General features: G+C 52.4%; 12 protein-coding genes. 4 read left to right on the top strand and 8 right to left on the bottom strand.

What is annotated here, in order from left to right:
- Positions 1–149 precede the first annotated feature (149 nt).
- Genes OGV85_RS01935 through rbsK form a run of 3 tightly spaced genes read right to left on the bottom strand, consistent with a single transcriptional unit; the run spans position 150 to position 3,439 of the window.
- Positions 150–1,163 carry an aldose 1-epimerase family protein gene (locus OGV85_RS01935; RefSeq protein WP_008323784.1) on the bottom strand — a complete coding sequence of 338 codons (1,014 nt, stop codon included), beginning with the start codon at positions 1,161–1,163 and terminating at the stop codon, positions 150–152.
- An 11-nt stretch (positions 1,164–1,174) separates the two neighbouring features.
- A complete protein-coding gene (fucP, locus tag OGV85_RS01930; RefSeq protein ID WP_003023919.1) occupies positions 1,175–2,491 on the bottom strand; it encodes an L-fucose:H+ symporter permease in 1,317 nt (438 codons plus the stop codon).
- Between the two features lie 27 nt (positions 2,492–2,518).
- Positions 2,519–3,439, bottom strand: a complete 921-nt coding sequence (rbsK, locus tag OGV85_RS01925; RefSeq protein WP_003844463.1) for a ribokinase — start codon at positions 3,437–3,439, stop codon at positions 2,519–2,521.
- A gap of 323 nt (positions 3,440–3,762) precedes the next feature.
- Here rbsK and OGV85_RS01920 point away from each other — a divergent pair, with 323 nt between their 5' ends.
- Positions 3,763–4,548, top strand: coding sequence for a DeoR family transcriptional regulator (locus OGV85_RS01920; RefSeq protein WP_003023916.1), 786 nt, complete (start codon positions 3,763–3,765; stop codon positions 4,546–4,548).
- A gap of 1 nt (position 4,549) precedes the next feature.
- On the opposite strand, the gene ilvN is transcribed toward OGV85_RS01920, so the two are convergent.
- From ilvN to ivbL, 3 genes are all read right to left on the bottom strand, one after another.
- Positions 4,550–4,840 carry an acetolactate synthase small subunit gene (ilvN, locus tag OGV85_RS01915; RefSeq protein WP_003023914.1) on the bottom strand — a complete coding sequence of 97 codons (291 nt, stop codon included), beginning with the start codon at positions 4,838–4,840 and terminating at the stop codon, positions 4,550–4,552.
- Between the two features lie 3 nt (positions 4,841–4,843).
- Positions 4,844–6,532: an acetolactate synthase large subunit gene (gene ilvB, locus OGV85_RS01910; RefSeq protein ID WP_003023911.1), complete on the bottom strand. Its 1,689-nt coding sequence runs from the start codon at positions 6,530–6,532 to the stop codon at positions 4,844–4,846.
- Positions 6,533–6,639: 107 nt separating this feature from the next.
- A complete protein-coding gene (ivbL, locus tag OGV85_RS01905) occupies positions 6,640–6,738 on the bottom strand; it encodes an ilvB operon leader peptide IvbL (protein ID WP_072291303.1) in 99 nt (32 codons plus the stop codon).
- 521 nt (positions 6,739–7,259) lie between these two features.
- Here ivbL and tisB point away from each other — a divergent pair.
- The 3 genes from tisB (at position 7,260) to emrD (ending at position 9,684) form a co-directional block, all read left to right on the top strand.
- Entirely contained in the window at positions 7,260–7,349 is a 90-nt protein-coding gene (tisB, locus tag OGV85_RS01900; protein WP_003840643.1) for a type I toxin-antitoxin system toxin TisB, read from the top strand.
- A gap of 123 nt (positions 7,350–7,472) precedes the next feature.
- Positions 7,473–8,306, top strand: coding sequence for an EamA family transporter (locus OGV85_RS01895; RefSeq protein WP_003840641.1), 834 nt, complete (start codon positions 7,473–7,475; stop codon positions 8,304–8,306).
- 193 nt (positions 8,307–8,499) lie between these two features.
- Positions 8,500–9,684 (top strand): multidrug efflux MFS transporter EmrD, encoded by a 1,185-nt coding sequence (gene emrD, locus OGV85_RS01890; RefSeq protein WP_003023905.1) that lies wholly within the window; start codon positions 8,500–8,502, stop codon positions 9,682–9,684.
- Here emrD and OGV85_RS01885 read toward each other — a convergent pair.
- Positions 9,611–10,693: a cellulase family glycosylhydrolase gene (locus OGV85_RS01885; RefSeq protein WP_061547788.1), complete on the bottom strand. Its 1,083-nt coding sequence runs from the start codon at positions 10,691–10,693 to the stop codon at positions 9,611–9,613. The two genes, emrD and OGV85_RS01885, sit on opposite strands and share 74 nt — an antisense overlap.
- 78 nt (positions 10,694–10,771) lie before the next feature.
- The gene (gene dsdC, locus OGV85_RS01880) at positions 10,772–11,698 is read right to left on the bottom strand and encodes a DNA-binding transcriptional regulator DsdC (RefSeq protein ID WP_003023900.1); all 927 of its coding nucleotides are present in this window, start codon (positions 11,696–11,698) and stop codon (positions 10,772–10,774) included.
- Positions 11,699–11,756 lie beyond the last annotated feature (58 nt).

Below are 11,756 nucleotides of genomic sequence, written 5' to 3'. Positions count from 1 at the left end.
TCATCCTGGCGCTAAGACATGCCTGATGGCGCTGCGCTTATCAGGCCTACGGGCGGGTGCCGTTGTAGGCCGGATAAGGCATTAATACCGCCATCCAGCAAAAGCGCTTACCTTAACGATAAGCGCGTTGCTGTTCAAGCCTTGAGCGATCATGCTATGCCCGTTGTGACGGTAAATGTGCGGGTGTGTTTCGGTTCTATCTGAATCAACGTCCCGTTTCGCTCCGCTGCCAGGAAGCCTTCAGGGCGACAAGTCGCGGGTAGGGCGAAGGCTGCCACCTGCTGATCGCCGTTATAGAGGATCCAACGGGTGACATAATTCAGCTCCGCGCTGGAGAAACGCGTCACGAACGTGGTGCCATCAGGTGCGATCATGCTAAATTCAGGCTTATCTGTGTATCTATCCAGTTGGTCAGCGAAGAAAACGATTTCCGGATCGTAAAAATCGGGTTCATTAAGGCGCATCAGCGAAGTCTCACCCTGAATAATCCGCTGATTAAACGCCAGCCACTGCTCGGTAGGCTTAACATGTGCGGGTACCGATTCACGCAGCGTTATGGCTTCATCCGGGATATTCTGGCTGAAGGTCGCTTCCGGGACGTAGGCATAGTTCATATGGCACATGTACTGCAAAGGCATTGCCACTGAAGCGAGGTTAGTGACCGACATCTGAATATCAAACAGCGCGCTCGCCTTGCGCATGACCACCGCAGGATACGCCTGATAATGATGACCGAACCCCATCACATACTCGTAGCGTCCGCTCACGCGCAAATTCTCGCCTTCCAGCTCCAGCCAGGCCTCATCCATCGCAGCACAGGCCATTTCACCATGCAGCGGGTGAGAATCTTCCGGCGACGGGCAGCCATTAGCCAATAGCCCCGAGTGGAAAGCAAAGCAGCCGTAGGTCGCGACCACTTCTGCAGCCGGTTTTGGCTGACTGAACATGTTGCGCATGGTCAGATCATGCCCGTCAAACTGCGCATCCCAGATCATCTGCCCCATCCAGGGCAGAATAACCAGATGTCCACGACTGTTTTCTATCTTCAGCCCTTCCACACCGCTGGCATAACGAAACGCGGTAACCATGAAATCGCTATTTTTCAGTAAGATTCGCGGATGCTCTGCAAAGAGTTCCCGCCACAGCGTGATACGTGTTGTCATGATCGTTCTCCTCAGGAAACCGTCGCTTCAGCCAGATTGTTGCGTACTTTGCTTTCACGCCAGAAGTAGATACCGACGTACACGAAGCACAGCATGGAGACCAGGAACGAAAGTTGCAGCGAGTGGAACATATCAGCCACATAGCCCTGAATTGCCGGAACTACCGCAGCACCGACAATCGCCATGACAATGACAGCTCCCGCCATTTCAGTATGCTCGTTATCCACAGTATCCAGCGTACCGGCGTAGATTGTCGCCCAGCAGGGTCCAAACAGGACGCTCACCAGCACGGCGACGTACACGGCACTGAAGCTTGGCGCCAGCGCAACATAGACGAGGAACAGCGCGCCAATAATGGAGTATAGGATCAGCACTTTTTCCGGATTGAAGCGCGTCATCAATATGTTGGCGATAAACTTGCCGATAAAGAAGCAGGCAAAGCTATAGACCATGAAGGTTGAGGCGTCACGCTCGTTAATATCACCTAATTCCAGCGCCAGACGGATGGTGAATGACCATACCGCGACCTGCATCCCCACGTACAGGAACTGCGCCACAATTCCACGACGGAAACGGGCATTGCTGGCCAGATAACGCAGCGTGTCCATCGCTGACGGACGCTTATGACTCGCCGTTTGCGCGACTTTGCAGGTCGGGAAGCGGGTCAGCAGGAACAACACCATCACCACAACCAGTACCATAATCATGTACTTGTAAGGCTCAAGGGTATTTTCCAGCATCAACACTTTAAAGTTGTGGATCTGTTCCGCGTTCATCCCAGCCATCTGTTTTTCCAGACTCTCGCCTTCAGAGAAGACCAGATATTTGCCCAGCAGAATACCGGCAGCTGCGCCAATGGGGTAAAAGGTCTGGCTGATGTTCAGGCGTAAAGTGGCATACGCTTTTGGGCCAATCATGGAGCTGTAGGTATTAGCTGCCGTTTCCAGGAAGCTCAGGCCAATCGCAATCGCAAAAATTGCCGCGAGGAACATGGTGTAAGTGGCCATGTGCGATGCCGGGAAAAAGAGCGTACAGCCAACAATATAAAGCGTCAGTCCCATTAAGATGGCGATTTTATAGCTGGTCTTTTTAATCACCAATGATGCTGGAATCGCAATTAAAAAATAACCGCCATAAAAGGCACTCTGCACTAATGCCGAAGCAAAGTTGCTGAGTGAAAATACGCTTTTGAATTGCGTAATCAGAATATCATTTAATGCGGCTGCGCATCCCCATAATGGGAATAAACAGGATAACAAAATAAACTGGAACAGAGGCGTCTTATTCAGATAGCCGTCGGGCATCTGAATGATGTTTTTATCGTTCATAGTGCTACCTTTTACAATGCAGGAGTATTATTCGTTTAAGGTAAGAAACTCATTAAATTGTTCGATGCTTGGATAAGATGATTGAGTGCCTTTCCCGGTAACGCTAAATGCAGCGAAGAGAACGGCTTTTTTCATGGCGGCTTCGACATCACCGCTTTGAACGTAATAATGGGCAAAACAACCGATGAAAGCGTCGCCTGCGCCACTGGTATCGACAGCGTTCACTTTAAACGCCGGAACATGGACTTCCTGGTCACGCGTCATCCACAACGCACCTTTCTCACCCATGGTGACGATAATATTGTTCAGACCTTTATCAACCAGAGAACGTGCCGCTGCGCGAATATGGTCATAAGTATCCACTGGCATACCGGTTAATATTTCCAGCTCGGTTTCGTTCGGCACAAAAAAATCACATTTACAGGCATAAGACATATCTAATTCCCGTAATGCAGGGGCGGGATTTAGTAACACTTCAATACCGTGTTTTTTGCCAAATTCAATCGCGTGATAAACGGTTTCCAGCTGCACTTCCAGTTGCAGGACAATAAGCTGACATTTTTTCAGATCTTCCGCCGCACGATCGATATCTTCCGGGGAGAGAAATTTGTTCGCTCCTTTAATAATCAGAATACTGTTGCTGGAGTTCGCATTAACAAAGATCGGTGCGACACCGCTGCTGGTGCAGGGTACCTTTTCGACATAGGTGGTATTAATCCCCCAGGATTCGAGATTGCGAATAGTGTTATCCGCAAAAATATCATCACCGACTTTTGTCAGCATCAGTACTTTGGAATTGAGCTTAGCAGCCGCAACGGCCTGATTTGCGCCTTTGCCCCCGCAGCCAATTTTGAACGCCGGCGCTTCCAGCGTTTCCCCTTCTTTGGGCATCTGGTTGATGTAGGTGATGAGATCCACCATGTTGGAGCCAATAACCGCGATATCCATTTTACTACCTCTCAGAAACAATCACACTACAATGATATTAAAATAACATTATCATGTTACTTTCGTATCATTTGTGACTAGGATCGCGATTGGAAGATCATTTTATTGTTTATTTATTACGCTAAATGTTGCGCCCCCATCACACTACAAATAATGAAGTTGCTTACAATTGACTGAAAGTTAATGGATATAATCAATAAAACGTGAAAAAACACGCTTTTATTTCCGAATAGTCAGACGTATAGTAATGCGGCAATGCCATGTTCTCAGAAACACAAAAATGTTACTGAAGGAACATGGGAACATGATTCGTGGAGAAGCACATGGAAACTAAGCAAAAAGAACGTATTCGACGTCTGATGGAATTGTTGAAGAAGACCGACCGAATCCATCTGAAAGAGGCGGCACGAATGCTGGAAGTTTCCGTGATGACTATTCGTCGGGATCTCAGTCAGGATGACGAGCCGTTACCGCTTACGCTGCTCGGTGGTTACATTGTGATGGTGAACAAGCCCGCCGCCATCGTTAATGCCCCAGTGCCTGCGCAAAAACAGTATCACCGCGACGATTTACCGGTTGCCATTCTGGCCGCGGGACTGGTAAGTGAAAATGATCTGGTCTTTTTTGATAATGGTGCGGAAATGCCGTTGGTGGTCAGCATGATCCCGGATGATATTTCCTTTACCGGAATTTGCTACTCGCACCGGGTATTCGTGGCGCTAAATGAAAAACCCAACGCCACGGTGATTCTTTGCGGAGGCACCTATCGGGCGAAAAGTGACGCCTTTTACGATACCAGCACCCCCTCTCCGCTGGATGCGCTCAACCCACGAAAAGTATTCATCTCCGCCAGCGGCGTCCATGAGCATTTCGGCGTTAGCTGGTTCAATCCGGACGATCTAGCCACAAAACGCAAAGCAATGGAACGCGGATTACGCAAAATTCTGCTGACGCGCCACGCCCTGTTCGATGAGGTCGCCCCCGCCAGCATTGGTCCACTCTCCACCTTTGACGTACTGATAAGCGACCGTCCGTTACCGGCAGATTACGCAACCCACTGCCGGAACGGCTCTGTCAAAGTGATCACCCCGGATTCAGACGGCGACTAACTCACTCAAAGAACACGGTGATTTTGTTAAACATCGACGGATCGGACTGATTGCGGGCCACTTTCACCACATCTTCAAGCTTGTCGATCTGGCTTATCATCTGCTCAAGACGTTGATCGTCGTTGACCAGTAGCCAGATGCGGCTCTTATCGCTGTCCTGAATCGGTAGACAGAGGATGCCTTCTACGTTGAACGCACGACGGGCGAACAGGCCGCAAACGTGAGTCATTACGCCCGGATGGTTACGTACGGTGAGTTCCAGGATTACGTTGTCATGAGTCTGCTGTTGCATGGCTTATTCCCCCACCATTTCTGTGTTTGCCGCACCCGGCGGCACCATCGGGTACACTTTTTCTTCGGCATCGATGCGCACGTGGATCAGCGCAGGTCCAGGGCGATTAATAATCTCCTGCAACGCTGCCTGTGGGTCCGCTTCGTTATTCAGATCGCAGGTTTCGAGACCAAACCCGGCAGCTATCTGCATAAAGTTAATCATCCCCGGATAGGTCGCGGCAAAAACACCCTGCTTATAGAACAGACTCTGCTGTTGATATACAAGACCTAACGCTTCGTTATTCATCAGAATGATTTTAATATCCAGCTGATTTTCGCTGGCGGTGGCCATTTCCTGAATATTCATCATCAGGCTGCCATCGCCGGAGAAGCACAGCACTTTTTTGTCTGGGTTAGCCAGGGCCGCACCAATCGCCGCAGGCAGGCCAAAGCCCATGGTGCCCAGGCCGCCGGAGGTCAGCCACTGGCGTGGACGATTCAGCGGGTAAGCCTGTGCCGCCCACATCTGATGCTGGCCTACGTCGGTGGTGATAATGGCGCTGTCGTCTACGCAGGCAGCCACGGCGTTGATCAATCCATAGTGGCTGAGCGGATTTTTTTCCTGGGGGATCGTGCACGGAAATTCTTGCTGCAGGTCAGACACCAGTTGATGCCACTCTTCACGCGGCTGCGCTTCAATCTGCGGGAGCAATTGTGCCAGAACCTCATCGACATCTGCCTGGATCGCCACATGCGGCTGTTTGATTTTACCCAGCTCCGCGCGGTCAATATCCACGTGGATGATTTTGGCATTCGGGCAGAACTGTTCGGTTTTACCAATCGCCCGGTCATCAAAACGTGCGCCCAGAACAATCAGTAAATCCGCTTCTTGCAGAATAAAGTTGGTGCTGCGTGCGCCATGCATGCCCAGCATGCCTAACGACAGCGGATGCGCTTTTGGCAGCATACCGAGCGCCATCAAGGTCATGGTGGTAGGCAGTTTTGCTTTTTCGGCCAGCTCACGAACACGTTCCGGCGCGTTAATTACGCCGCCGCCGAGGTACAGCACCGGGCGTTTGGCGGCGTTAATCATAGCTGCAGCATCGCGAATGCTGTCCTGGCTGAACGCTGGTGCCGCCATTTTCTGCGCGGGCTCCGGCATCTCTTCAATGTCAAAAACAGCGGTTTGAATATCCTTAGGAATGTCTATCCACACCGGGCCTGGACGTCCGGACTGCGCAATGCGGAACGCATCGCTCATGACCTGCGGTAATTCACTGATATGGCGGACCAGATAGTTATGCTTAGTGATGGGGATAGAGATGCCGTAGGTGTCGACTTCCTGGAAAGCGTCGGTGCCGATCATTGAGGCCGGAACCTGCCCGGTGATACACACCAGCGGGATGGAATCCAGACGCGCATCGGCAATGGCGGTTACCAGGTTGGTTGCGCCCGGTCCGCTACAGGCCATACAGACAGCGGGTTTGCCATCGGTTCTCGCCATTCCCTGCGCGATAAACCCCGCGCCCTGCTCGTGGCGCGCCAGGATATGACGGATTTGCGTGCTTTGGCTTAAAGCGTCATAGACGGGAAGAATCGAGCCACCTGGAATACCGGTGACGACCTGAATCCCCTGACGTTCCAGGAAATGAACGATGAATTCTGCGCCCGTAAAACGCGTACGCTTGGATGTTATGCCCGAAATTGCCATGCTCCAGTCCTTTTATTCTGGGCCTTTGCTCCGGGCAGGTCTCTGAAACGAAAAACCCCGCCCGGTTTGCGCCGGCGGGGTTTTGGAATCGTGTGTTGATTCGGACCCTACGGCGCATTGCCGACGACCACCACCACACGCACGACGAACGCTGCGCGAGATGGCGCAGTTTTTAGTAGGGTCGCAGTCAGCATGGAAGGGTTCATTAGGGACCTGTCTGTTTGTTGATTAACTGGATTTATACAAACACAGGTTTTTCAGCGTGACAATGGAAAAATTTTCATCTGCACAAAAATGCTTCAACGATCACATTTCATTGTATGTCGTGCAAAAACAAAAAACCCCGCCGGAGCGAGGTTTTTTCAGCGTTGTGCGGTTGGTAGCCGCCGAACACACTGTGTTATGTCAACGAAAAAAGTATACGCGTTCTACGAAGAACACGCAATTTCGGCACGAATTTTGATGTTTTTGAGTATGGAACATGAATAGCGTAACGTCCATAAAATACTGTTAATTTATACAGTATTTATCTATAATGTCTCGGTACGCAATGTGTTATGCGGGGGCCGCATCGTAAACCGGCGCATCAAAGTCCTGGCTGAAACGGGTGGTGCCGTCAGCGCCTTAACCCCCGCGTGAGCACACTGTGTTATGTCAACAAAGGTGCTGGCAACAGGCAGCGGCGAGGTACGTCAGCACCGTGCTCCTTGTACCAAAAGGAGAGCGTATGAGCCTCGTGGATATCGCTATTCTTATCCTCAAACTCATTGTTGCAGCACTGCAACTCCTTGATGCCGTTCTGAAATACATTAAGTAATTCAGATTCAAGTCGCACCTAAGGGGGGCGGATAACACTCCGCTCCCCTTTCACCTTCTCCCTGGTGCTTGTATCGCGTCAATATGTTACGTTTTTATGACATCCTCAGGGAAGAATTACGCCATGACGCTTTCTGTTTTCTGCATTTTGCTGTTCGCCGCACTGCTGCATGCCAGCTGGAATGCCATCGTAAAAGCGGGAAACGACAAGCTGTACTCGGCGATCAGCGTCAGCGGAACCGCTGCGATTATGGCGCTGATTTGTTTACCCTTTGCGCCGCAACCCTCTGCCGCCAGCCTGCCGTTTTTAGCTGTCTCAACCGCATTACAGGTGGTCTATACCGTCCTGGTCGCTAAAACCTATCAGGTTTCGGATATGAGCCAGACCTATCCTCTGATGCGCGGCACAGCGCCACTGCTGGTCGCGATTATCAGCGTCCTGTTTCTTGGTGATAGCCTCTCGCTACTCGCCTGGGTGGGGATTGCCACCATCTGTCTGGCTATTCTCGGGATGGCATTTAACGGACGCAGCGGTTCGCAACGCGGGATTATCCTGGCGCTCATTAACGCCTGCTTTATCGCCGGTTATACGCTGGTTGATGGCACCGGCGTACGTTTATCAGAAACCGCGCTGGGTTATACGCTGTGGACCTTCTTTCTGAACGGCTCCTGCCTGCTGGGCTGGGCGATGATCGCCAGACGCCGGGAAGCGTCGCGCTATCTGGTACAGCAGTGGAAGAAAGGTATTCTTGGTGGCATTGGCACAATGGGTTCTTACGGCCTGGCGCTGTGGGCCATGACCCAGGCTCCGTTGGCTGTAGTCGCGGCGCTGCGTGAAACCTCTATCCTGTTTGGCGCGCTGCTCGCGTGGCTGCTACTGAAAGAGAAGGTTGCCGGAATACGTCTTGTCGCGGCTGCAGGTATTGCCGTAGGCGCAGTTTTACTACGCTTATCATGATCGCGTTGTAAACCCGATGCAATCCGGCAACATTTGTTGCCGCTTTTTGTTTACATTTCCTGCCGTCTATCACATAAACATTCCAGCCCACTATCTGGCCTTCTTTTTCTGTTGTGGTAGATTCCACGCGCATTTACGGGAAAGTGCAGCACCTTATTCTTCTTTTTTCTCTTTTTTAAAAGTAATCAGCGAAATGAAAAGGCATAGAAGCGTCAATTTGTTGTTGATGTTGGTATTACTGGTGGCGGTAGGTCAGATGGCGCAAACCATTTATATCCCCGCGATTGCTGATATGGCGCGTGAACTGAACGTTCGCGAAGGGGCGGTGCAAAGCGTAATGGCCGCCTATCTGTTGACCTATGGTCTATCACAACTGGTTTATGGTCCCCTTTCAGACCGCGTTGGCCGCCGCCCGGTTATCCTCGCCGGGATGTCTATTTTTATGCTGGCCACGCTGGTCGCGATTACCACGCATAGCCTGACGGTACTGATTATCGCCAGTGCCATCCAGGGGATGGGAACGGGCGTCGGCGGTGTGATGGCGCGAACGTTACCGCGCGATCTGTACGAAGGCACGCAACTGCGCCACGCCAATAGTCTGTTAAACATGGGGATTCTGGTCAGTCCGCTGTTAGCTCCGCTGATTGGCGGTGTGCTGGATACAGTGTGGAACTGGCGTGCCTGCTATATTTTTCTGTTGATTCTGTGTGCGGGCGTGACGTTTAGCATGGCACGCTGGATGCCGGAAACGCGCCCTGCAGGTGCGCCGCGTCCACGGCTGATCGCCAGCTACAAAACCCTGTTTGGTAATAGCGCTTTCACCTGTTACGTGCTGATGTTGATCGGTGGTCTGGCGGGCGTTGCGGTCTTTGAGGCCTGCTCCGGAGTATTATTGGGCGCACGTCTCGGTCTAAGCAGCATGGTGGTCAGTATCCTGTTTATCCTGCCCATCCCGGCGGCGTTTTTCGGCGCATGGTTCGCCGGTCGCCCGAATAAACGTTTCTCGACGCTAATGTGGCAGTCGGTGACCTGCTGTCTGGTAGCGGGTTTAATGATGTGGATCCCAGGGCTGTTTGACGTGATGAACGTCTGGACGCTGCTGGTTCCTGCCGCACTATTTTTCTTCGGCGCCGGAATGTTGTTTCCGCTGGCAACCAGCGGTGCAATGGAGCCTTTCCCGTTCCTGGCAGGCACTGCTGGCGCGCTGGTTGGGGGATTACAGAACATTGGTTCCGGCGTGCTGGCGTGGTTCTCTGCCATGCTGCCGCAGACCGGGCAAGCCAGTCTGGGCCTGCTGATGACCCTTATGGGGCTGTTGATTTTTGTTTGCTGGCTTCCGCTAGCATCACGCGTGTCGCATCAGGGACAAGCGGTTTAAGCGTATGATGGCCCGGCTTATCGCCGGGCTTTTCGCATTCTGGCGCGATAATCGTCGTCAGTAACGGCTCCAGCGCCGGACGCCAGGCCCCCTCCTCACCATCATAGAACTGCGTATCCGCATTGATAGCATAGGGAATTTTCGCTTTTTTCAGCTCGCACGCCATAAAGCGGGCAAACGCCATTTGCGAGGCAGAAGGCGCGTTTTTGACGGTTTCTCCCGGCGACCAGCCCCCTACCCAACTGACATGCCCGGTTTTCTGCTGCCAATGAATGGCGGTATTTATACGGGCGCGAATGGCGGCCTTTTCTGCCGCAGTCCCTGAGGTCCACGGATATTTGCCGTTATTTTTCAGCGGTCCCCACGGAAAAATATGCCATTGGGCCAGCACCGTATTCTGACTTTGCGGCGGCAGCTTTAGGTTGGCCAAATCTTCCGGAGCGGCATGCAGTTTCGGCGCGATAAAAATCATTCGCTGTGGATCGATGGCATGGATGATTCGAATGGCTTTGTCATACACGCGATTGAGCGACGACTGATTATGGTTGAGCTTATCAGAGGGGTCGTAGATCAGGTCGAACCCCAGCAACGGCGAGCGTTGACCAAAGTAATGCGCCACCGCCACCCACCAGTTAACCACCTCTTTTTCGTTCCCGGCGCTGGGGTCTTTTTTATATTCGTCTGCCTGATAGGCAATGATCGGGATCACGCCATACTGCTCGCAGGCTTCCACCAGCTTGCGCAGATGAATCAGCCGCGCCTCCGTAGGCTCTCCCGCTACGCGAATGCGTACGTGGGCCAACCCTTTCGCCTTGTAGTCCCGCACTACCAGCGGATCGAATTCACGGATACCCCGATCGGTGCGCGCCCAATCTACGTCCATCCCAACGCCAAGCTGCTGCGCATACTGCGCCGCCGTCAGCGCAGGTTGCGCGGCACATACGGTGGCGCTGGCCAACAGTAAAAGGGAAACAATCGGCTTTAACACGGTCGTCCTTACGCAAATCATCAGGAGTGATATCACGTATTTAGCACGCTTTTTCACTTTCCGTGTAGAGAGAAAGCGTAAAAAATATTCGCGGTCCGCTTATTTTACCTGTTCCTGAAGCCAGCTAATAAACGCCTCGATTTTCGGCCACTGCCTGCCGGGCAGCGTGGTGATGTAGTAATGCTGATGGCATTTCAGCGCCATATCGCCAAAAGGCGCGACCAGTTCTCCGCTGTCGAGACGTTTTTGCACCAGCCGCTTTCGGCCCATCGCCACGCCGATATGGTTCATGGCGGCAATTACCGCTAAATCAGAACGATCGAAACCAATCCCCGATGATGTCGGCAAATTCGCCGAAAAATGCTGCGCCCAGCTGTGCCATTCATCGGTTCCTGAGTCGTTACTCCATGCCTGTCTGTCGTGCAGCAAGGTGCAGTGCGGCAAATTCACTAACGAACCGGTAAGGTCATGGCGGCGAGCGTAGTCCGGGCTGCATACCGGCAGGATCTCTTCATCCATCAGGAAGTGGTGCGTAAGCTGCGCGGAGGGCGCATCGTCAAAATAGATAGCCAGATCGACCCCGGCACGCTGCAGATTGACGTTGTCGTTTCCGGTCAGGATGGTCAGTGAAATTGACGGGTAGCGACGGGTAAAGTCACCGAGCGCCGGAACCAGCCAGCACTGGGCGATAGAAGGTCGAGAGTAGACGGTGAGCGTCCCGGACAGCTCCTGGTTTTTAATATCGAGGATTTCCTGATTCAGCGTATCCAGCGACGATTTCAGCGCCCAGAATACCCGCTTACCCTCGTGGGTGAGTTCCACTTTACGGTGCGAACGGACAAACAGCTGAATGCCCAGTTCATCTTCCAGTTGATTAATGCGATGGCTGACGGCGCTGGGGCTTAACGACAGCTCATCTGCCGCCAGCGCAAACGACTGATGCCGGGCCGCCACTTCAAAAGTATACAGCTTTGACAGCTGCCAGCCATTGAGCAGCCGGTTTCTGACCTCGCGTAGGGGATCCAAACTCACCTCCTGTCCTCCTGATTCATTCGCCGGAGTGTAAAAAACTTCGCTGCAAAAA

It is taken from the genome of Citrobacter sp. Cf132 (genome assembly GCF_030333885.1).
In the GTDB taxonomy this organism is placed as follows: domain Bacteria; phylum Pseudomonadota; class Gammaproteobacteria; order Enterobacterales; family Enterobacteriaceae; genus Citrobacter; species Citrobacter freundii.
The sequence above is the reverse complement of the archived record's forward strand: the minus strand, read 5'-3'. Positions and strand labels throughout refer to the sequence as shown.

Bases quoted from the DNA above. Each gene is read 5' to 3' on its own strand.
- rbsK (WP_003844463.1), bottom strand. From the start codon at position 3,439: ATGGATATCGCGGTTATTGGCTCCAACATGGTGGATCTCATCACCTAC.
- OGV85_RS01920 (WP_003023916.1), top strand. From the start codon at position 3,763: ATGGAAACTAAGCAAAAAGAACGTATTCGACGTCTGATGGAATTGTTG.
- OGV85_RS01935 (WP_008323784.1), bottom strand. From the start codon at position 1,163: ATGACAACACGTATCACGCTGTGGCGGGAACTCTTTGCAGAGCATCCG.
- ivbL (WP_072291303.1), bottom strand. From the start codon at position 6,738: ATGAACCCTTCCATGCTGACTGCGACCCTACTAAAAACTGCGCCATCT.
- ilvN (WP_003023914.1), bottom strand. From the start codon at position 4,840: ATGCAACAGCAGACTCATGACAACGTAATCCTGGAACTCACCGTACGT.
- OGV85_RS01885 (WP_061547788.1), bottom strand. From the start codon at position 10,693: ATGATTTGCGTAAGGACGACCGTGTTAAAGCCGATTGTTTCCCTTTTA.
- tisB (WP_003840643.1), top strand. From the start codon at position 7,260: ATGAGCCTCGTGGATATCGCTATTCTTATCCTCAAACTCATTGTTGCA.
- fucP (WP_003023919.1), bottom strand. From the start codon at position 2,491: ATGAACGATAAAAACATCATTCAGATGCCCGACGGCTATCTGAATAAG.
- OGV85_RS01895 (WP_003840641.1), top strand. From the start codon at position 7,473: ATGACGCTTTCTGTTTTCTGCATTTTGCTGTTCGCCGCACTGCTGCAT.
- emrD (WP_003023905.1), top strand. From the start codon at position 8,500: ATGAAAAGGCATAGAAGCGTCAATTTGTTGTTGATGTTGGTATTACTG.
- ilvB (WP_003023911.1), bottom strand. From the start codon at position 6,532: ATGGCAATTTCGGGCATAACATCCAAGCGTACGCGTTTTACGGGCGCA.